Here is a 20,566-nt window from a genome sequence, read left to right as displayed (position 1 = left end):
CTACTCGCCCCGCCCCGCAGGATCGGCACCACCTGACGAGTCGATCTCACCGGCGAGATCTCGAGACGGCAGCGCTTCCTCAGGGGAAGGGGTGTGGCACGCGGCGGAGGTCGGCGTCGGTCAGTTCGGCGTCGGCGAGGCCCGCCGCCGCGGGTGCGGTCCGCAGCCGCGGCAGGTGCGGAGCCCGCTGCCGGATCCAGCCGAAGTCGATCGGAAGCAGGCCGGGCACGATCGTGCAGACCGAGCGGAGTCCGACCGCCTCCTGTTCGGGTGTGGTCTGGTCCACCATGATCGCCTCAAGCCCGCGCGCGTCCAGCAGTTCGAGCACCCGGCGCAGGTCGTCGCGGAGGTCAGGTGTACCGGGGGGCCGGTAGCCGGCGAAGAGGTGCTCGATGGGGAGCGCACCCCGCTCGTCGAGGTAGCTTTCGGCGTGCACCGCCATCCGGGGTAGGCCGAAGAGCGCCGAGTGGTCGGGCAGCCGGCGGACGAGGGTGTAGTCGTCGGCCATCCGTTCCAGCTCGGCCCGGCGCCGGCGCACCGTGGTGGGCTGGTGCGGGATGTAGGTCAGCGCCTCGGCGAGCGCACCGGTGACCGCCTGCCGCGGGTCGAGGTGGGCGGCGGCGGCGAAGGAGAGCAGGCCGGGGCCGCCGTCGTGGCGGACGGCGAGGCTGGTGACCACGGGTACGTCGAGGTCGATCCGGTTGTCGAAGGCGTAGAGCCGGTAGCCCTGCAGCTCGGCCCGGTTGACCAGCGCGCGCACGACCGGCGGACAGGTGTCGAGGTCTATCCGGGGCAGGGTCAGGTTGCCGTACCAGGCGAGCAGGAACGCGTCCCGCTCGATCAGCTCCAACAGGCCGAACAGGGCGGCCTCTGCCAGGCAACTGCCGGTGGCGCAGCCGCTGGAGGAGGAGAGGACGAAGGTGTCGCCGGCGGCGGGCGAGCTGTAGAAGCACAGCCGGCGCGGCACCAGTACGGGCCTGCCGGTGTGCAGGTTCTGACCCCACACCCAGGGGATCGGTCGTTGTGGGTCGAACCGGCGCAGGATCGGGTCGGTGTCGTACACCTCGTCGGGGTGGCGGCCGCAGCGGTCCGGGTGTAACGCGTCCGGGCCGAGGTCGGCGTAGGCGGCGATCACCGGGGTGACGCTGCGCCGTCGGTGGGTTCCGGCGTAGCGCTCCAGCCCTTCGAGGTAGGCCAGCGCGCGGCTCGCGTCGTAGCCGCTGGACTGGCCGCTCCAGGAGACGTCGAGCAGCCCGCCGTAGCCGCGGATGAAGACGCTTCCGCTCACCGGTGCCGTGGTCGGTGACGTGATGGTGAGCGCGGTACTCGCACCGAGTGCGCCGCAGACCGGGTTGACCAGCGCGGCCGCCGGCAGTGGATAGTCGTCGGGGGTGCGCGGCCGGTACGTGTCGGGGCGCGGTTTGGGCCGGGGTTGGGCCGTGAGCACCAGCGGGTCGGGGGTGTCGGGTCGTTGCCGGGTGCAGCTGGGGCAGCACGGTTCGGCCAGCAGCGGGTAGGTGCGTACCCGCAGGCTGGCCAGGTCGAGCTGGCTGACCCGGGGCAGCGGAGTGCTGTGCCGGTCCCAGCTTGGTGGCGGCGGCAACGGTGGGCCGGTGTGGCTGGCGCGGTAGAGCTCCCAGACGGCGTCGAGCTGGTAGGCGGTCAGCTGTGGCCACGGACCGACCGCGGTGGTCTGGTCACCGACTTCCAGGGCGTCCCGTTGGCTCCGGCTACGCAGCCGCTGCCATCGGATGGCCAGGCAGTGCCCGCAGGCTCGGTCCGCCGCGCCGCCGAGCGGTCCGATCAGCACGGTGGCGGCGGTGAGGTGCACGGTGGCGGCGCACCGGTCGGGGTCGGCCACGGCGGGCACAGCGGCGTCGCCCAGCGTCACTACCCGCGGCGTCCCGCCGGCTCGCCGGGCCCGCCGGACTTCGGCGGCGCCGCACGGCTGGGCCAGCCATCTGCGGCGCAGGTGCTGTCGGAGTTGGGCCGCGGCGGCGGAGAGTGGGGTGGGGTGCGCTGCCGCGGCGGCGGAGAAGGGGGCGGGGTGCGCCGCCGCGGTGCCGGTCATGAGTCGTTGCTCCAGCGGAAGGTCCGGACTCCGACGACGGCGAACACGGCGGTGAAGACGACCAGTGCGGCGCACGAGATCAGGTAGTCGGTCATCGTGCCGAAGCCGGTGAAGGCGTACGTGAGGCCGTCGTTGACGTAGCGCATCGGCAGTACCCGGGAGACCTCCTGTAGCCAGGTCGGCATCAGTTCGAGAGGGTAGAACGAGCCGGAGAGGAAGGCCATCGGCACCACGACGCAGTTGGCGATCGCGGCGACCGCCTCCGGGGTGTTGGCCGCGGATCCGACGATCAGACCGAGGGCGAGGAAGGCGGTCACCGCGAGCAGCATGATCGGGATGGCGAGCGGCCATGTCGGGTCCGGGCGCATACCGAAGACCGGCAGCATGGCGACGCCGACGAAGAGCACGCACTGCGCCGCCCCGATGCCCAGCGCGACCACGTAGCGGGAACCGATCACCGACCAGATGCTGGTTGGGGAGAGCCGGATGATCCGCAGCAGGTCGTCGTTGCGCCACTGCATCAGGGTGAAGGCCACGCCGAAGAGGGCGGCGTTGGCCAGGCCCCAGGAGAGCACGCCCGGGGCGATGTAGTCGACGTATCCGCGGCCGGTGTCGGCAACCTCCTGGTTACGGAAGATCAGCGCGAAGATGACCAGGAAGATCAGGGGAAAGGCGAAGGTGAAGAAGACCGTCGTGGCGTCCCGGACGGCCGCCTTGTAGACAGCTCGGGAGAGTGCGGCGTATGCGCTCATGCCTGCGGCGCTCCGATCAGCTCGAGGTAGACGTCTTCCAATGTGGCCGGTCGGGTCTCCACGTCGTCCAGGTCGGCTTCACCGTCAAGGGCGGCGAGCACCCGGGCCGTGTGCGCGGTCCGCAGCACGAGCATGCCGTCCTCGATGGCGACCCCGTTGACGCCGTCGAGGGTGCCGGCCTGTTCCGCGCTGATCCGGCCGGCGGGGATGACCAGTCGGGTACCGATGCCGGAGCGGGCGATCAGTTCGCGGGGGCTGTCGAGCGCCAGGACGCGCCCGGCGGAGAGGATCGCGACCCGGTCGCAGAGGGTCTGCGCCTCGTCCAGGTGGTGGGTGGTGTAGACGATGGTCTTGCCGATCGCCTTCAGGTTGCGCAGCATCTGGCCGAGGTCGCGGCGGGCCTCCGGGTCCAGTGCGGCGGTGGGTTCGTCCAGGAAGACCACCTCGGGGTCGTGGACGAGGGTGGAGGCGATGGCGAGGCGCTGGCGCTGACCGCCGGAAATCTTGGTGACCCGGATGTCCCCGGAATCGGTCAGCCCGACCAGGTCCAGCGCCTTCTCGGCGGTGGCTGGGGGCAGTCCGTAGAGGGCAGCGACGGTCACCAGGTGCTCGCGGGCGGTCAGCCGGGTGAAGAAGGCCGATCGCTGGGTCTGCACGCCGATCCGGGGCAGCAGGTCAAGGTTGCGTGGCGTTGGTGCCATGCCCAGCACGGTGATGGTGCCGGTGTCGGGGAGGCGCAGTCCCTCAATCATTTCGATGAGGGTGGTCTTGCCGGCACCGTTGGGGCCGAGCAGGCCGAAGAACTCGCCGCGGCCGATCGAGATGGAGATCTCATCGACCGCCCTCACCTCGCCATACGATTTACTCACGGCGTCCAGCACGATCGCCGGACTGTCGATGGATGACATCGGCTCGCCTTTCACTGGTTGTTCTCACTGGTCGGTGGTGCTGGAATCCGGTCCGCCGAACGGGGTCGACGGGGTCGGGCCAGCCAGCCGGCGACGGTCAAACCGACGATGGCGGCCGGCAGAACGTAGGCGAGCGCGCCGAGGGAAGGCCGAAGCAGGGCGCCCAGATATGCGATCACGAGACTGGCGGCGGCAGCGCTCGCCAGCAGCCACCAGGCGGCGAAGAGCCCGAGACACACCGCGGCCCGTCGCGGGTAGCGGCGACCGGGTCGGCGCAGGAGGTGCCGGGGAAGGGTCGCCAGGTAGCGGCGGCTCTCCGGGGCCAGGTCCAGCTGGTCCAACAGGTGACTGAGGACTTTGTAGCCGTCCAGTGGGGGCAGGGCAATGACGTTGACCAGCGTCTGGGCCGCACCGACCAGCACGAACGCGCTGAGTACCCGGTCGGCGAAGGCACCGGGCAGCACGACGAGGGCGGCGCCGGCGAGCAGCAGGACCAGCCCGTTGGCGACCGCACCAGCCGACGCGATCAGCACCTGCTGGGACCGACGCGGTAGGTAGAGGTAGTCCTCGACCTTGCAGGTGAGGGTGACCAGGTTGATCCGGTTGACGGTGGCGCCGAAGTGGACGGCCACCACCCCGTGCGCGAATTCGTGCAGGGCCGCGCTCGACCAGGCGAGCAACGCCAGCGCCACCAGGCTGACCGGGTCGGTGAAGGCCGGGCGGGCGGTCTGCCAGAGCGGGCCGAGCCGCAGCCCGACCAACGCAAGCAACGCGACGACGAGGACGGCGACCAGCGCGAAGACCGTCGGGCGCAGCAGCCACCGCAGTCGGTGCGCCCACCATCCCAGCGCGCCAGGGCGTCCCGGGTCGGCCCTCGTCCGCTCGCCGTCACCCGACGCGGCGGAGTAGGTGGCAGCGGGCGCGGCGGAGTAGCTAGCAGCGGGCGCGGCGGGGGGAACGGCCAGCAGGTCCCGCTCGTGGAGGAGCCACAGCAGCCGGGTCCAGTGCGCGGCGCCGAGGCGGCGACCGTACTCGTCGGCGTACTCGGCCCCGACTTCGCCGAGGGACCGGACACCGTCGAGGCGGCGGAGCAGGAACTGCTCTTTCGGCGGGATCTCAAACGCCCGGCCGGTACGCCGGTCCTTGAGCAAATAGACCGTGTCGGGGCCACGCCGTAACGGGCGCGAGAAGATCAGATCCTCACGCAGCCGGGGGCGTTTGGCCAGCAGGCCCGGATGCGTCACGACGACACCGCCGACTCCCGCAGCACCCGGGCGAGCAGATAGGAGAGGTACGCCTCGTCGCGGATGGTGGCGTGCAGCCGGTTGTTGGTCATGTGCAGGTACGACGAGAGCAGAAAGGTAAGGGCCTCCCCCGCGTCGGTGATGACCCGGTCGCCGCCGCTCCACGCGCTGACCGTCAGGTCGCCGGAGGTCGCCAGGGCGAGCACCTTCTCGCGGAGCTGGGCCGCGTGCTCGGCCCACGCGCGGAGGAAGCCGGGAAGTCGCTGCGTCTCGCCCCGCGCGACGAGGGTGAGAATCTGCCGTACGCGACGGCCGAGCTCACCGGCGACGCTGTCGTACATTCTCGTGTACTCGTCGATGCCGATCAGGTTGGTGCCGGCGAAGGCCTGGTGCCAGTAGTGGTGGTACCGGTCGAGGAAGTCCACCAGCTGCTCCCGGTCGGGCAGGAAGGTGCCGGCGTGCACCGTCATCAGCTGCGCGGCGGTGCCCAGCAGCACCGGGCGCAGGTGCAGGTTCATCGACGAGATGGCGTGCAGCACCGTGTCGCTGGAGTGCTGGAAGTGCCACTCGGCGACCTCGATGCCCGCGGGCCCGCCGTACTTGCCGTACTCGGGTGCGTAGGGCCGGTAGCTGTATGAGTTGTTGGGGCTGAGCAGCATCTGTCCGGCTGCGTCGACCAACTCCGCCGGCCGCCCGTCGGGGAACTCCAGCGCGAAGAGGATGTCGTAGAGTTCCCGCAGGTAGCCGGTGCCCATCGCGTACAGCGCGGGACGGGTGGTGAGGAACCGGTTGATCGTCGCCTCGGCACGCGCCCGTACCGCCGGCTCGTCGGCGGGGGTACGCGGGCGCAGCCGCAGCCGCACGTGTGGCCCCTCCAGCCAGTAGTTGATGAAGAAGTGGCCGGCGAGCAGCTCCTGTTCGGTGAGTTCCCGGATCAGCGGCGCCACGCAGTCCACCAGCAACGGTTGCGGGTTGGCCGCGTAGAAGATGTGCAGCGAGATCCACTCTCCCCGCCGGTCGGCGGTGTCCTCGGCGTTGGTGGGCGCGGCGGCGGGCGTGGTCATCGGCTGCTACCTCCGGATCGTGGTGCGGCGACGGTCTGCCGCGCCTGGACGCGGAAGGTCTCCGGGTGGACGCCGGAGGTCTCCGCGTGGACGCGGAAGGTCTCCACGGCCAGCTCGCTGACGTGCCCACCGAGCGCGCTGTGGGCAGCCAGTTCGTTCGCGGCCGGCAACAACTCGCGCAGGACGACCTGGTCGTCCGGCTCAGTCAGCGCGGCGCGCAGGGCCTGCAGCGACAGCGCGCTACCGAAGTCGACGTACTGTGGCTTCGGGTTGGCCACGCGCCGACCCGGATGGGCCGGGTAGACAGTGGCGAACGCCTGCTCGGGCAGGCCATGCCGGGCCCGCCACCGACGCCAACCCAGAAAGGCCGCCGGGTCGGTGCCGGGGTCACCCGAGTCGGGAAGCTCGCGGACCGGTGCTGACCAGCTTCGGCGGCTGAGCACGATGTTGCCGAGGCGCAGCCGGGGCCGGACGGTGACGCCGTCGGTTGTTGCCACCGGCACCCCGCGCCACACGTCGAGCCGCACCAGCGACGCCGGCGAGAGCAGCAGCAGGGTACGCGGGATCTGCGGCAACGCCATCGGCACCAGGTAGCCCAGGTACACGGCGACGACCTCCTTGTCGAGGCGGGTCGAGCGCAGTACGACCCGGTCGGTCTCCGGGTCGTGGGTCAGGTAGAGGTCGTCGAGGGTGAGCTGCCGGTCGGCCGGAACGCGGCTGGTTTCGCCGGGGCACACGATCACGTAGTCGGTGAGCCGGGCGTGCAGGTTCAGATTGGTAGTGGCCGCTCCCCCGGTCAGCTCGGCGAAGACCACGCCCGGTGGGGTGAGCTCCGCCGTCTGGGCCCGTAACCGTTCGGCGAGGGTGGGGGTGTCGGCGTCGAAGCAGTGGGTGAACCGGCTGAACGGGAAGGAGAGCCCGCCAAAGGACTGGTTGAGCACCAGCAGCGGGTCCGGCTCGCGGAGGGCCAGCTGGACGAAGTGCCCCATCGGGTGGATCCGGTGGGCGGTGGCGCCGAGCAGCGCGCCCACCTCCTCGAACAGCTCGACGGGCAGGGAGAGCTCGGGGCACCGGGGGTTGGCGTCGACGAGCGCTGCCACCCGCTTGGCGAAGAGCTGTCGGGCCTGGTCGAGCGCGGTCATCTCGGGCCGGCCCAGCCAGTTCTCCTCCGGCGTGTAGCTACCGTCGGCGGCGAACGGGCGGCGCCCCGCCGTGTACGAGGAGTACTGGTCGTAGAGGTCGTCGTGGAAGTCCTCGACCAGCCGCAGCAGGTCGTTGCAGTGGCCGCCGACGCCGAACCGGGCTAGGAAGAAGCCGTGGAACATGATCCGGTGCGGCAGGTTCTGGTCAAAGGCGGGCAGGATCCGTTCCACGGCGGCGAGGTCCGCGCCGACCAGCCGCTGCCAGGGCGGGGCGGCGATGGCGACGGGTTCGCCACCGACCCGGCTGTCCTCGTACAGCAGCGTCTGTGGCAGGGTCGGGTTCTCCTCGCCGAGGGACCGCATCACCGCGTCTACCGTGGCCCGCAGTCGGTGCCGCAGGTCGCGGCGCCGGCGTAGGTCGCCCTGCCGGTAGGCGTCGACCAAGTCGATGAGCTCGTGCAGCTGGTGGACGAGCTGTTCGGCCCACGGCCGGTCCAGCTGCCCCAGGGTGTCGGCGAGCGCGCGGATCGGGTCGGTGGCGTGCACGTCGGTGTCGAGGCCGACGAGCCGCAGCATTCCCAACTCCAGCAGCGTCGACAGGTACGTCTCACCATCGGGGCGGTCGGCCCCGGTGTCCCGGCAGAGCCGGTCCACCAGCTCGGCGCAGCGGATCGCGCCGCGCTGCTGCAGCAGGGCGGTCAGCCCGTCCAGGACGCCGCTGCGGCGGAGGAAGAAGAGACCGTCACGGACCGAGTCGAAGCTGACCGTGGCGCTGTCGTCGCCAGCGGTGACCCAGTGCCGCACGTAGCGGATCCGGTCGGCGTCGCGGCGCCACCCTGGGCTCAGCTCCACCATCAGGTCACCGCGCCGTCGCGGGTCGGCGGTGACCAGCTCGGCGAGCCGGGCGACCAGGACGACGTTGAGGCGTACGTGCTGGTGCCACTGCGCGTCGACGGGGAACTCGAGCTGCGATCCGGTGTCGGTGAAGTGGCCGAGGGCGACCGCGGTGAAGGTACTGAATGGGCTGGTCTTGCCGGCGGTCCGGTACAGGTAGGAGAGGAGCGAGCGCTCGATGCGGCGGGTTCGTTTGTTCGCCGGCCGGGTCAGCTCCGGTGTGCTCCCGGCGGCAAGTTGCTCGTCGAGGGTCGGTGAGGCGAGCTGGAGCCCGCCGCGCAGGCGTGGCTCGTCGGCCAGCCGCCACAGCTCGGCGCGGGCCTGAACGACGTCGGCGGCGAGGATCGCAGCGCCCTCGTCCTGGTGCCGGGCGAGCTGCGTGCGTCCCCGGAGCCAGCGCTGGATGACCGGGAGGGCCGCCGGCCGGGTCTGCTCGACCGCCGCGAGCGCCGGCCCGGGCGCGGCCGGAAGGGCGTTGTTGAAGACCTGTCGGCGTAGCGTCAACAGCCGCCGCCGGACCGACTCGTCCTCATTGTCGTTGACCAGCTCGTACAGGAGCTGGCTGAGCTGTGCCCCGTCGGTGCTGAGCTGACGCTCCAGGGCCAGTGCCTCGTCGGCCCAGGTGCAGGCGGCCGGGGAGCGGAGCACGTCGACCGTCGACAGGGGAAGGCCAGCGATCCGGGCGGTGAAGTACGCACCGGTGCGCCAGCCGGCGGGGGCGGCCACGCCCGGTAGCGGGTCCGGCGCTGGCACGGCGTGCCTCACCGCAGCTCGTATCGGTAGTTGCCGAGCTGCCCGCGCTCCTCGCCGGCGAGCATGATGAGCAGCGGGAATTCGTCGCTGCCGGTGAGTCCCAGCTCCTTGACGTAGGAGACGCCATCGAAGCCCAGCGCGACCCCCGCGCCGAGACGCAGCGCGGCGGCGACGGTGTAGAAGGTCTGGGCCATCGCGCCGACGGTGGCGTTGGCGAGGTTGTAGCCCCGGTCGCCGGTGGCGTCCAGCACCGCGTGCGTACGCACCGTCGCGACGAGGACTACCGCTGCCTGCTCCAGGTTGTAATTGGCCAGGGTGTAGTTGCGTTGCAGGAAGGGCCCGGGCGGGCCACTGGTGATGGCGACGAGGCTGTGCTCCTGCGGGTCGTACGCGTACCCTCCGGCGGGCACGGCGGCCACGGCGTTGACGAAGGCGTAGATCCGGGTCAGCGGACGGTCGGCGGGACCGTCGATCTCGGATGGCACGGTGCTGGCGGCGGTAGCCTTCAACAGCGCGGCGAGGTGCGCGGCCGCCATGGGGCGATTTCGTAGGAACCGGCCGAAGCTACTGCGGCGGGTGTTGAGGGCGGCCTCCACGGGAAGTGTCAGCGGCACGGCGGCGGGTAACGGCAGGCGGGTTCCGCCCGACGGCGCCGGGTGAGCGGCGGCGGATGCCAACGCCCCGGTGGCGGGCCGGTCAACCGACGCGGCGGTGCTGCGGCTGACCCGCCGCAGGGTGTCGAAGTGGAGGAGCGTCCGCGATCGTTCCTGGTCGTGATGCCGCACCCGGACCGGGGGCGGCTCCCCGCGACCGGCGGGGGCGACGGGCGTGGACGCGGCAGGTATGGGCGCAGCGGGCATGGGCGCAGGCGTGGACGCAGCGGGCGTGGACGCAGCGGGCATGGGTGCGGCCCAGGTCAGGGGTACGGCGGCGAAGAGCGCCTCGTCATCGGGGACGAGGCCGAGCAGATCGGCGACGGCCGCCTGATCGAACCAGAGAACGGGCCGGATCTGTCGGCCCTGCGCGCCGGCCCAGAGCCGCCACGCCTGCAGCAGGGTACCCAGGTCCATCGATACCACGTGGTACGAGAAGTTGTTGTACTTAAAGGCGTTCTGCCAGTACTTCACCCCGACGATCAGAAACTGGCGGGCGGGGCGAGGCGGAGCGACCGCCGCGTTCACCCGAGCACTGACGTCGCCGCCGAGCAGCCGCTGCATCGCGTGCCGGGCGTGCGCGTAGTAGTAGACGCCCGGGGTGACTCCGGCGCCGGGCCCGGCGACCCAGTAGACGCTGCACGGGTAGAGACCTCCACCGGAGGCGGCGCCGCGGTACCAGTTGGCGTACGCGTACGACGGCAGCACCCCCAGGTCGGAGTTGGCCTGGATGCCGAGCCGCCGTCCGAGCAGCCCGTACGAGTGGTGGAGCAGGCCGGCCAGCAGCGGCAGCGTGAACGGCTCGTCGGCGTGGCCGGGGCCCCGCAGCGCGGTGTCCAGGTCGGCGTCGGCGCTCGGCGGTGCGGGCAGCCCGAAGGCGCTGGCCTGCGGGTAGTACTTGCCGCGGCGGGGTGCGTCGGCCCAGTTCGGCGCGAAGTCGGCCGGCGGCATCGGTTCACGGCTGCGATGCAGGATCGCGGTCGCGTACGCGTGGGCGAGGCCGGGGTTCTCGGACGTCATGGCGGCACCTCACGGAAACGGGTGGGGAACGGAGTGGATTTCGTCGTCGCGCAGGTCTCGGTCGAGGAGCCCGGCGGCGCGGAACGCGGTCCGCAGCCGCCGCGCGTGCGGGGCGCGCTGGCGCAGCCAGCCGAAGTCGATCGGCAGGAGACCCGGGACCAGCACACTCACCGTCGTCAGACCCAGCTCGCGCTGCTCGGGGGCGGTTTGGTCCACGACGATCACGTCAAAGCCCTGCGCGGTCACCTGCTTCAGGCAGCGTTCGAGATCATCACGCAGGTCGGTGGTGATCGGCGGGGCGGGACGGTCCCGCTCGTACAGCTGGGTCATCGGGACCGACGCGGTGCCGTGATCCAGCAGGAACGCGGCGTGTTGCGCCATCTCCGGCAGGCCATAGAGCAGCGGGTGGTCGTGCAGGCCCTGCACCCGGGAGAAGTCGGTCGTCATCCGACGCAACCGGGTCTCGTCGGCGCGGGCGCGAACCCGCACCATCACGGAGTCGGTGGCGATTTCGCAGAGCGCGGCGGTGATCGCGACCTGCGGGTCGAGGCTCGCCCCGCCACCGAAGGCGAGGGTACCGAGACCGCCGTCCTCCCGAACGGCCACCGCGGTCACCACCGGGATGTCGAAGGTCATCCGGGTGTCGAAGAATCGGGCCCGATAGCCGTACATCGCCAGCCGGTCGACCATCATCCGGGCCCGTGGTTGGTCGATGCTGGCCGGGTCGAGCTCCGGTAGGGGCCGGCCGCCGTACCAGGCCAACAGGAATGCGTCGCGCTCGATCGCCTCCATCAGGCCGTGGTAGATCGCCTCCACCATGGATCCGCCGGAGGCGCAGCCGTTCGAAGTCTCCTGGACGAAGCGCTCCTCGACGCTCGCCACGTGGTAGTAGGCGAGAATCTCCGGCACCAGCAGGGGGCGCTGGTCCCGCAATGACCAGCCCCAGACCCATGTGATCGGCCGGTCCACCTCGAACCGGTGCAGGTACGGATTGGCCTGATAGAAGGCGTCGGGGTAGAGCCCACACTCGCGTGGGTCCAGGGCGTCGTCACCCAGCTCCCGTAGCGTCGCGGTGACAGCGGTGCGCTTGCCCCGCGGACGCAGGCCGGCGGCGCGTTCCATTCCTTCCAGCACCGCGATCCGGGCGCTACGTCGGTAGCCGTCGGCGTGCCCGCCGTAGAGCGTCTCCCGTAGGAAGCGGCCAGATCGCAGGGTGAACGAGCCGACCGCTGGGGAGGTGGAGAGCGAGGTGACGTCCTGCCAGAGACTGCCACCGAGCGCCCCACACACCGGGTTGGCGAACGCCGCCACATCCAGCGGGTAGTCGTCCAGGTCCCGGCCGCGAAACGTACCCGCCTCCGCCTTCGGTGTGGCGGGTAGCTCGATCGCCGCCAGCTCCGGTGCATCGGTGATCAGATCGCCGCAGCCCGGGCACTCGGGATCGGGCAGGAGGGGCACCTGCTGCACCCGCAGGGTCGACAGGTCGACCTGAAGCACCGTGCTCGGCGTCCCCGCCCGGGTGCGGGCCGATCCGGTGACAGCACGGCTGTGAGCCGATCCGGTGACAGCGCGGCTGCGGGCCGCCGAGAGCGGGTCGGCGGTGCGACGTGCCGCGATCAACGCATGCAGGAAATCGGCGACGAGCGGGGTCGCGTACGGCCAGGGACCCGCCACGGCCGTGTCACCCCCCAGCTCCACCGCGTCGCGCAGGTCGCGGTGGCGCACCGCCTGCCAGCGACGGGCGAGGCAGGTCGAGCAGGCCGCTGCCGGCGGTACCGGTGCGATCAGCGCCAGCTGCCCGTAGAGCAGCACCCGCGGTCCGCGCTCGGGGCGGACCGTCGCCCGGTACTCGTCCCGCACCCCGAGCGCGACAACCTCCGCGTCGCAGCCCCGCTCGGCGAGCAGCCGGGTCAGCCCGGCACAGACCAGGTCGTCGGTCGCGGCCGCAGCGTCGCTCATCGGTCGCCTCCGGCGGCCAGCAGCACCTTGACCGCCACCAGCCCGCCCGCAGCCAGGTCCGCACCGCCGACGGGTGCCACCAGCACGTCGTACCCGAGGCCTGGTAGCCGCGGTAGCACGTCGGCCCAGCGGCGACCGGCCCGTTGTCCGGTAGCTTCGTCCAGGCGCGGCCCGACGACGTCCACCTCGCCGTGCACCGGCACCGTGCCGGCGTCGAAGTCGATCAGCACCGGGTCGCCGATGTCCGGTACGACCTCGGGGTCCTGCGCCCGCAGCTGGGCCTGACCAAGCACGTCACGCAGCGCCGCCGCGGCCGCCACCGTCCAATCGGGATCGGCGGTGAGGGCGTACGTCCATTGGCTGCGGCCCGGGTCGTAGGAGCGGGCTAGCAGCACTGCCACCCCGGTGTCGCCCTGTCCGCCGAGGTCGAGCAGTTCCACGGTGCTGCCCAGGTTCGCCGTCGACCTGGTGAGGAAGAGCAGCTCGGGGGTGACGCCGATAGTGTCGAAGCGAAACCTCTGGACGGTCTCCTGATCGAGAACGACCTGCCGGAGCCGCTGCCCGGCGAGCGCCGAGGCGAGACCCGCCCGGACAGCCTCGGTAAGGTCCCCACCCGCTCCCCCGCCCGCATTGGTCGGCTCGACACCATGCCGATGGTTGGCCGCCCCAAACGGCTCCAACACGGACATCGGCACTGCCACCGCCTCGCGGGTGAACAGTGACCGGGCGGTGGCCCACGCGTCGGGCTCGGCGGCGTCCCAGCCCGAGGCGAGGCCGAGCCGGATGGCTTCGATCCGTGGAAGGTCGTGGGAGGCGGGGACGGCGGTCGCGATCCTGCTGGTGTTGACGACGGCCGCGATCCGCAGCGCCCGCAGCCGGGCAGCCGCGACGTGGTGGACATCGAACGCGGTCACCGTACGGCACCGACCGCTGCCATCGGTGAACTCGACCGCACCGACCTTGACCGGGGTCTGGTCCCAACGCTCGTCGTCGTAGCGGCGGAACACACCCAGATGCGGCTGGAGCAGTGGCTGGTGGGACTCCAGCCGCGCGAGCGCTGCCGGCGCCCCCGCCACTGGGTCGGCCTCGACAGGTGGGTCGGCCAGCGCATCGGTGATCCAGGCCGGTTCGGGCGGGGCCGGCCGGCAGAAGGTGCACCGGGGGTGCGGGAGCAGTTGCTCGGTCAGCACGTCGAGTGAGGCGAGGTGCTGCACGATCACGCTCCCGTCGGTCTCGGCGGGCAGCGCGCCGGTGGTTAGCCGGAACACCTCGTACGCCAGCAGGTTGCCGATCATCGCCGCGAGGGGGCCGTCCGGCTCGGTGGCGGATGGCACGGCCCCGGACGGCAACGCCGCCACCTGCCACACCCGCCCGGCGCCACCGGTCTCGTCGTTGTCGGCGAGCCGCAGCATGACGCAGCACCAGCATCCGGCACGGCCGACACCCTGGACCGGGCCGACCAGCATCCGCTCGCCAGCAACCCAGGCGGGTAGCAGGAGCCGGCCGGGGGGAATTCCGGCCGCGAGTAGCCGCAGGGTGTCGCGGGGCGCATCGTCGCCGGCGGCCACGACCACGATCTCCGCCGCGGCCAGCTCGGACCAGCCGACCTCGGCGCCTGCGTCGGGTAGCGGCACGGCGGTCGCGGCGCAGCCCACCGCGCGCAGCTCAGCCAGTTCCCGGGTGAGCCGCGGTACGACCGCCGGCGAGCTGGTCACCGTGGCCGCACCGTTGCGAAGGAGCCCGGTGGCGCAGGCAGTGGCGACCGGGCCGGTACCCAGTACCGCGACCGAGGTGTTCCGGAAGGTGGCGAAGCGTTGCGGCGCCCGGTCGGTGTAGTGGTCGAGATAGGCGACCTGGGTGGCGAAGTGCGCGGCCACCGCCGGGCCCAAGATCGTCGTCGGGTCGGCCTCCGCTGCGGGGACGTCACGGGCGAAGCCGCGCGCGTAGAGCGCTTTCACCAGCTCACCGATCATGGTCCGCTGCCCGGCGGGCAGCCGGGCGCAGATGTCCGCGACCTGATGACGCCCGTTCAGGTGCGGGACGAGCAACGATGCCAGCCGGTAGGCGGTCGCGGAGGTGAGCCGGAAGCCGCTGGTGGCGTTGTGGAACACCACTCCGTCCTCGGTCCGGGTGAACAGCACGTCGTGGCGTACTCGCGGGCGGGTCTGCGCCACCGTGTCGTATGCGGTGCTCATCGCGGGGATCCCTTCGCTCGGTGCGGCCGTCGCGGTGGGCCGGAGTGGGGAGCGTGCCGCTCGGCCGCAAGCTGGGCGTGTCGCCGCAGCAGGGCTCGTATCCAGTAGTGGTCCGCGGCCTCCTCGACCAGGCTGTGGTCAACCAGCCCGTCAAGCAGGTCCCGTGCCGTGGCCGGGTCAACGTCGAGCAGCTGCGCGGCCTGCGCGGCGGTGATGGCGGTGGGAGTCGCGGTGGCCAACCGGACGAAGGCCGCCGCCAACGTTTCGCCCGCTCGGGACAGAGCCTCATCGAAGCGGTGGCCGAGGGACATGTCCGGTTCGCCGGGCAGACTTAGCCGGCTCAGCGGGTCCGCACGCAGCCACTGAGCCGCCGCCGCGAGCTCCATCCGGGTGCGCAGCAGAATGCGGGTGGCGGCGATACGCAGTGCGAGTGGCAGGTGGTCGCAGAGCGCCGCGATCTCCGCGGCACTTTCTGGGTCGGCATCAACCTGCTCGGGTCCCAGCACGGAACGGAGCAACTGGAGCGAGTCAGCGGGGTCGAGCGGCTCCACCCGGTGCAGCCAGCCGCCAAGTCGGGTGACGGGACCAGAAAGGCTTTCTCGACTGGTCAGCAGCAGCGCGTCGCCGGGTGCCAACAGGGCCGGCATTGCGCGTAGGTGGCTGCCGTTGACCACGTCGTCGGCGAACAGCAGTCGCCGCCCCACCTGGGCACCGTGACCTTGGTCAACCGGAGTGAGCAGCTGCCGTCGGGCATCGTGCAGCGGTGCGGTGGCCGCCTCCACCCGGAGCTGGCCGCCGGGGAAATGGGGGGCGACGAGCCGCCCGACATACTGCGCCAGCGCGGACTTGCCAACGCCGGGTGGGCCGGTGAGCACCACGATCGGGCAGTCCGCGCGGAGACGGTCGGCGATGGTCGCACTGAGCGCGTCCCGACCGATGAGGCTGGACGCGACCGGGGGCCGGGACACCGCGATGGTGGGTCGGCCCACCGGCGCGACGGGAGTAGCCGCTTCGCCCCGCAGAATGGTCAGCTCCAGCGCACGCAGGGTAGGCCCCGGAGCGATGCCGAGTTCGTGGCGAAGATGTTCCCGGATCCGGCGCAGTTCGGCGAGGGCGTCCGCCTGCCGACCGGTGCGGTAGAGCACCGAGGCGAGTTGCGCCGAGAAGCGCTCGTTCGCCGGGTACGCGCGGTTGGCGGTCCAGAGGTCCACCAGCGCGGAACGGTCCCGACCGAGGCTAATCTTCAGATCGCACACCCGCTCGATCACTCGGACCCGCTCCTCGCTGATCCGGGGTACGACGTCGCGGTGCAGCGTCTCTGATGGCACGTTGGCCAGCATTGGGTCACTCCAGAGCGCGAGCGCCTCCTCCAGCCTCGCTAGCTCCGCCTCTGGATCCGGCAGGGCACGGGTGTGACCGATCAGTTCGCGGAAGCGCATCAGGTCGACGGTGGCGGCGGTAGCGGTGATCCGGTAGCCACCCGGCGCTGTCTTGATCACGCTGCCGGTGATGCCGTGCCGGTTGAACAGTTGCCGCAGCCGCAGTGTGCAGGTCTGCAAGGCGGCCTTGGCCGAGGCCGGCTGCGCGTCGCCCCACACAGCCTGTTGCAGAGCGCTGACCGAGATCACCTCATCGGGGTGCAACAACAGCACGGCGAGCAACGAGGTCACCTTCGACGGTGGTAGAACCAACGTCTCCCCACCGCTGCTGAGGGTCAGCGGGCCGAGCACCCGGAACGCCGCCGGTCGGGCTGGCCGGTCAGCGCCGGATGGGCGCACCGCAACCGGCTCCATCGCCATCTCCCGTCCCGGTGGACACGCGGTGCTCGTTCATCCCGGCGCCGGCCCGATGCGCTGCGCGCGATGGCCCCCCGCTACCCACTGTGACCCGAGCCAGCCCTGCAATTCCTGTAATACCGTACGATCTGGAGTAAATTCGGGAATGCGATCGAGTAGCGTGATGTAGCAGCCACTCGGTCCGTTCACCTAATCGGATTCGCAATCCAATCACCGCCATCTTCCCGAAATGCGTTGACCGTCCACTTCCGCCCGGTACACATCGGGCACCTCCCCTCATCTGCCACCTGCCTCCGGGCAGCGCCGCCGCGATGATCGTGCGGTTCCGGCGTCATCCACGTCAGCACCTCGGGCGTTGCCGGAACCGGCCACGGCCGGTTCCGGCAACGCCCGAGGCGGCTAGGCGGGCAACGCCCGGGCAGCCAGGACCGATGGGCCGACCAGGGAGATAGTGACGTTCCGGCGCGGGGAGACACCGACGGCGCCGAGCCGGGCCCGGTGACTCCCGTCGTAGCCGGGCCTCCGGAGCGACCCTGGGCACCGGCGTCGACCAGCCCGGTAGCGGTCGCGCCACGAAGCTCGTTCGAGACCAACCAAAAGACGAGCCTCAATATTTAAACCTTGCGGAACGGACGGATTTCACTAATGTGAACACCTGGGAGAGCTGGTGGAGGTGACCTTGCTCGACAGGCTAGGCATATCGGCGGGTATCGAGGCCGTCTACTGGGCGATGGTGGAGCGCCCGACCTGGAACGTCGATGAACTCGCTACGAGCCTGGACGTGCCGGAGGCGGTCATCCACGATGCCTTCTCCGCCCTGGCCGACCAGGCAATAGTCAACCCGCCCCCCGACCAAGAAGGCAGTCTGCGCTCGGTGAGCTTGCGGCTCGGCCTACTCGCCCTGCTGCACCAGGCCGAGCAACAGATGATCACACAGCAGGCGAAGCTCCTGGCGGCACGGGCCTCGGTGCTCGCCCACGCGGCCAGCCACGACACCCACCGCGGGCGGGAGGAACTCGTGCGGCTGGAAGGCGCCGACACCGTGTGGGAACGCCTGACCGAGCACGCCTGCACCGCATCCGAGAGCATCATGACGTTGACCACCGGTCGGGCGATGCCGCCAGGAACGATCGAGACCGCCAAGACGCTGACCCAGATCGCCCTCTCCCGCGGGGTGACAATCCGTCATATATACCAGGAAAGCACGCTGGACGACGCCGGGTCTCGCGCATATGCCGAGCTGATGGCGGAGCAGGGCGAGCAGAGTCGGGTGATGTCCGAAGCACCGATTCGGATGACCTTGGTCGACCGGCAGTTTGCCCTCATCCCGATCGGGCCACAGTCCCGCCGCGGCGCGCTGGAGATCCGCGGTAGCTCCCTAGTCTCCACGCTATGTCTCCTCTTTGACCTGCTCTGGGAGAAGAGCAGAGAATTCCCGAGGTCAGCCAAGGCCGATAGGGACGGCTTAACCGATCAAACTGTGGCGATCCTCCGGCTGCTCCGCCAAGGACGTACCGACGAGGCGATTGGCCGCCAACTCCAGCTCTCCGAGCGGACCGTGCGTCGCACCGTCCATGACCTGATGCGACGCCTCGACGCGAAGAGTCGATTCCAGGCCGGCGTGGAGGTGGCACTGCGTCGCTGGATCTGACCCCACCGCAGGATTCGCACCTCCAGCACCCGGGCCCGCACCGGATTCACCACGTCGTCGGTGCCCGCCTCCAGTCCCACCGTAATGTCGATGTCGTCGTTGCTGGCGGTGAGCATGATGATCGGGAGGTCGCCGAGGCTCCGGATCCGCGGACAGATCTCGAACCCGTCCCTCCCCGGCAGCATGAGGTCAAGGACGACGACATCCCAGGCGTCCTCGTGCACTTGGGCCAGCCCCTGCTCGCCGGTCGCCACCGCGGCCACCGTGTGGCCCTGCCGGGTCGCCGCCAGCTGCAGTCCATCGCGCACCGTTGGATGGTCTTCGATTGTGGAGGCGGCCTGACAAGCGTCGCCCGCCGCGACCGGTTGTCGCGACGGGCGGCGTTGAAGTCGTCGTGGTCAGCTGATGGTGTCGGGCTGGGTCGACAAGAGGCTCTGGGTCCATCCGCCTGTATCCACTGGATCGTCCAAGTGGTACACCACGTCGCTGCCGTTCCGGTCGTACGGATTGACATCCTGGTAGTGGTACATCGCCCCGCTCGCGTCGCGGGCGTAGTAGATGCCCCCACCGGGCGACATCAGATGGGTAAAGCCCCAGCCGTCGGGGTCGAGTGTGGCCCCGTCCCAGTCGCCGGCACCGTTGATCTTGTATGACCGGAGGGTGCCGTCACTGGTCGTCCCGAGGATCCAGTTCGGGCCGGTAGCGGTAAGCGTGTTCAGCGTGAAGCCGCTGTCCGCGATCACCGTATTGCTGTTGATCGTGACTGAATGCGTCGCGACGGTGACGCCGTACCGGCGCAGTTGGCCATCAGAGATGCCGAAGAGGTGGCCGGCGCCGTCGTACGCGAGCAGGTCATGCACCCAACCCCTCGAGTCGATCTCGACGGGGGGCTCGAAGGTAAGCGAGGCATTGTTCGTGTTGACATCAACCCGGTAGAGCTTGCCGGCCGTGGAAGTGACCAGGATGGTGTTGAAGTTCATCGTAGCCATCGCCTTTGGGGTGAAGCCCAGGGAGGCACTGGAGATCACCGGCCCAAACGTCCGGTCCCCGGTAGGCGCATCGATCACCGAGTAGGTAAGCCGGCCGTCGGGGAGGATGCCATACACCGAGGCGTTGCCGGCTACCTGATTCGCCGACCACCACGTGGTGCGCTTCTCCGCACCAGCCCAGCTGAAGCTGAAGTGAATGTGGTCGGTGTGCGGGCTGGCCCCACTGTAGGGCCGCCAACCGGAAGAAGCGTCGTACGACGACCAAATCTGCTTGTTCCAAATGATATACATAATGCCAAGCCGGCGGGCCATAGCGTGCTTATTGCCGTAGGAGTCCGTGGCAAGCAGCCAGTTGAGTAGGTCGGTCGCGTCCGCACGATCGGCCGAATTGTAATAGTTGAAGTGGTAGTCGAGAGCTCGTCCTTCATGGTGCTCGCTGACACTGCCGCCATCACACTGGCGTCCGATACCTGACTGGTGGGTATCATAGGTAGCGTTCAGCAGGTCCCTAAAGGCGACTACGCCGGGTTTGGCAGTTGGATCACACGTGTCCTGGCCATCATACGCCGCATATCCGTCGATTGTAGACCCAAATGGAGGTGTTGCGGGAGCCGCCTGAGCTGCGGCCGGAGCCGCAACACCAGCCGCCACCACTGCGGCGACAGCCGCCAGAGCAGCCAGCTTCGGATTCTTCAAACCCACGTGCACGACACTTCCTCTCATCGGAATATGATCAGCAGTTCTGGTGCTTTCGTCAGCGCGGCCACCATGACAACAACCAGTCACATACCATTAACCTGCTCGAATTCCCTACCCTCCGGGCCACTCCGAGTAAGGGAGCAGCCGGAACCCCGAGCAAATCCCCCGCGCTGTGCCACGTAAAGCATCGCAGTTCCAACCACCGATGTCTGTGGGTGCATCCCGGCGTAAAGTCGCCTGGCGGGGTCACGCCACCCTTCTGTGGCCCGACACCTACCCGCCCGACACCCAAGGGCTCCGTTGCGGGTGAATTCCTATCCCACCGGGGTCGGATGGTCGGCTTCGAACCGGGCTCGGGTCAGAAATGCCAGTTGGGCCCGCTTGTCGGGCATGTCGATCTCCGCGGCGAAGGTGAACCCTTCGATCCGCAGCCGGCGCAGCGCAGCCTCGTTGCGCACGTCCGGCTCCACCACGATGCGCCGAATGGCCGGATCTTGTAGCAGGAACCGGACCAGCGCGGGACCGACGGCCGTGGTGAGGCCGCGGAGGTAGCGCCGGGGTGGGTTGAGCAGCAGGTGCAGTCCCATGTCCCCTACCTGCACCGCATAGCGCTCACCCACCGGGTCCGCCTCCGGCCGATAGGTCTGGAACAGTCCAACCGGCTCACCGTTCAGCAGAATCAGATACGCGTGGTGAGTGTCCAGCCCGTCGAGGAAACATCAGCAGCTTGGGGCCCGGCGGGCAAGGAGCGGTACCATCAGAGCTCCGCTTAGGTT

At 70.1% G+C, this 20,566-nt stretch carries 12 protein-coding genes and 2 pseudogenes; 1 reads left to right on the top strand and 13 read right to left on the bottom strand.

Annotation, left to right across the window (positions count from 1 at the left end):
* Window positions 1-79 precede the first annotated feature (79 nt).
* The 10 genes from B116_RS0120615 to B116_RS0120570 are packed head-to-tail and all read right to left on the bottom strand — an operon-like array spanning window position 80 to window position 16,448.
* On the bottom strand, window positions 80-2,071 hold the full coding sequence (locus B116_RS0120615; protein ID WP_027661192.1) for a TOMM precursor leader peptide-binding protein: 1,992 nt from the start codon (window positions 2,069-2,071) through the stop codon (window positions 80-82).
* Window positions 2,068-2,823 carry an ABC transporter permease gene (locus tag B116_RS0120610; RefSeq protein WP_018720224.1) on the bottom strand — a complete coding sequence of 252 codons (756 nt, stop codon included), beginning with the start codon at window positions 2,821-2,823 and terminating at the stop codon, window positions 2,068-2,070. The genes B116_RS0120615 and B116_RS0120610 overlap by 4 nt, the downstream gene beginning before the upstream one ends.
* The gene (locus B116_RS0120605; protein ID WP_027661191.1) at window positions 2,820-3,746 is read right to left on the bottom strand and encodes an ABC transporter ATP-binding protein; all 927 of its coding nucleotides are present in this window, start codon (window positions 3,744-3,746) and stop codon (window positions 2,820-2,822) included. Before B116_RS0120605 ends, B116_RS0120610 begins: the two co-directional genes overlap by 4 nt.
* Entirely contained in the window at window positions 3,743-4,975 is a 1,233-nt protein-coding gene (locus B116_RS0120600) for a zinc metalloprotease (protein ID WP_027661190.1), read from the bottom strand. Before B116_RS0120600 ends, B116_RS0120605 begins: the two co-directional genes overlap by 4 nt.
* Complete coding sequence (locus tag B116_RS0120595) at window positions 4,972-6,039, bottom strand: thiopeptide-type bacteriocin biosynthesis protein (RefSeq protein WP_027661189.1); 1,068 nt, start codon at window positions 6,037-6,039, stop codon at window positions 4,972-4,974. The genes B116_RS0120600 and B116_RS0120595 overlap by 4 nt, the downstream gene beginning before the upstream one ends.
* Entirely contained in the window at window positions 6,036-8,828 is a 2,793-nt protein-coding gene (locus B116_RS0120590) for a lantibiotic dehydratase (RefSeq protein WP_027661188.1), read from the bottom strand. The genes B116_RS0120595 and B116_RS0120590 overlap by 4 nt, the downstream gene beginning before the upstream one ends.
* An 8-nt stretch (window positions 8,829-8,836) precedes the next feature.
* Window positions 8,837-10,501: a nitroreductase family protein gene (locus B116_RS0120585; protein ID WP_027661187.1), complete on the bottom strand. Its 1,665-nt coding sequence runs from the start codon at window positions 10,499-10,501 to the stop codon at window positions 8,837-8,839.
* A 9-nt stretch (window positions 10,502-10,510) separates the two neighbouring features.
* A complete protein-coding gene (locus B116_RS0120580; RefSeq protein WP_027661186.1) occupies window positions 10,511-12,460 on the bottom strand; it encodes a TOMM precursor leader peptide-binding protein in 1,950 nt (649 codons plus the stop codon).
* Window positions 12,457-14,655 (bottom strand): TOMM precursor leader peptide-binding protein, encoded by a 2,199-nt coding sequence (locus B116_RS0120575; RefSeq protein WP_027661185.1) that lies wholly within the window; start codon window positions 14,653-14,655, stop codon window positions 12,457-12,459. Before B116_RS0120575 ends, B116_RS0120580 begins: the two co-directional genes overlap by 4 nt.
* A complete protein-coding gene (locus tag B116_RS0120570; protein WP_027661184.1) occupies window positions 14,652-16,448 on the bottom strand; it encodes an AfsR/SARP family transcriptional regulator in 1,797 nt (598 codons plus the stop codon). The genes B116_RS0120575 and B116_RS0120570 overlap by 4 nt, the downstream gene beginning before the upstream one ends.
* A 733-nt stretch (window positions 16,449-17,181) precedes the next feature.
* Between B116_RS0120570 and B116_RS0120565 the strand changes: the two genes are divergently transcribed.
* Complete coding sequence (locus tag B116_RS0120565; protein WP_188116057.1) at window positions 17,182-18,102, top strand: helix-turn-helix domain-containing protein; 921 nt, start codon at window positions 17,182-17,184, stop codon at window positions 18,100-18,102.
* A gap of 56 nt (window positions 18,103-18,158) precedes the next feature.
* On the opposite strand, the pseudogene B116_RS26975 reads toward B116_RS0120565, so the two are convergent.
* From B116_RS26975 to B116_RS25535, 3 genes and pseudogenes are all read right to left on the bottom strand, one after another.
* Window positions 18,159-18,428: pseudogene (locus tag B116_RS26975) on the bottom strand (response regulator); the annotation flags it as partial.
* Window positions 18,429-18,500: 72 nt separating this feature from the next.
* Entirely contained in the window at window positions 18,501-19,814 is a 1,314-nt protein-coding gene (locus B116_RS0120560) for a M23 family peptidase (protein ID WP_223874629.1), read from the bottom strand.
* A 290-nt stretch (window positions 19,815-20,104) separates the two neighbouring features.
* Window positions 20,105-20,506 (bottom strand): annotated as a pseudogene (locus B116_RS25535) (GNAT family N-acetyltransferase); the annotation flags it as partial.
* Window positions 20,507-20,566 lie beyond the last annotated feature (60 nt).

The sequence above is a fragment of the Salinispora fenicalii genome (assembly GCF_000514815.1).
Classification (GTDB): domain Bacteria; phylum Actinomycetota; class Actinomycetes; order Mycobacteriales; family Micromonosporaceae; genus Micromonospora; species Micromonospora fenicalii.
The sequence above is the reverse complement of the archived record's forward strand: the minus strand, read 5'-3'. Positions and strand labels throughout refer to the sequence as shown.

What these genes read in the sequence shown, in the direction of transcription:
- B116_RS0120560 (WP_223874629.1), bottom strand. Translation starts at nt 19,814, where the DNA reads ATGAGAGGAAGTGTCGTGCACGTGGGTTTGAAGAATCCGAAGCTGGCT.
- B116_RS0120565 (WP_188116057.1), top strand. Translation starts at nt 17,182, where the DNA reads ATGGTGGAGCGCCCGACCTGGAACGTCGATGAACTCGCTACGAGCCTG.
- B116_RS0120570 (WP_027661184.1), bottom strand. Translation starts at nt 16,448, where the DNA reads ATGGAGCCGGTTGCGGTGCGCCCATCCGGCGCTGACCGGCCAGCCCGA.
- B116_RS0120610 (WP_018720224.1), bottom strand. Translation starts at nt 2,823, where the DNA reads ATGAGCGCATACGCCGCACTCTCCCGAGCTGTCTACAAGGCGGCCGTC.
- B116_RS0120615 (WP_027661192.1), bottom strand. Translation starts at nt 2,071, where the DNA reads ATGACCGGCACCGCGGCGGCGCACCCCGCCCCCTTCTCCGCCGCCGCG.
- B116_RS0120585 (WP_027661187.1), bottom strand. Translation starts at nt 10,501, where the DNA reads ATGACGTCCGAGAACCCCGGCCTCGCCCACGCGTACGCGACCGCGATC.
- B116_RS0120580 (WP_027661186.1), bottom strand. Translation starts at nt 12,460, where the DNA reads ATGAGCGACGCTGCGGCCGCGACCGACGACCTGGTCTGTGCCGGGCTG.
- B116_RS0120595 (WP_027661189.1), bottom strand. Translation starts at nt 6,039, where the DNA reads ATGACCACGCCCGCCGCCGCGCCCACCAACGCCGAGGACACCGCCGAC.
- B116_RS0120575 (WP_027661185.1), bottom strand. Translation starts at nt 14,655, where the DNA reads ATGAGCACCGCATACGACACGGTGGCGCAGACCCGCCCGCGAGTACGC.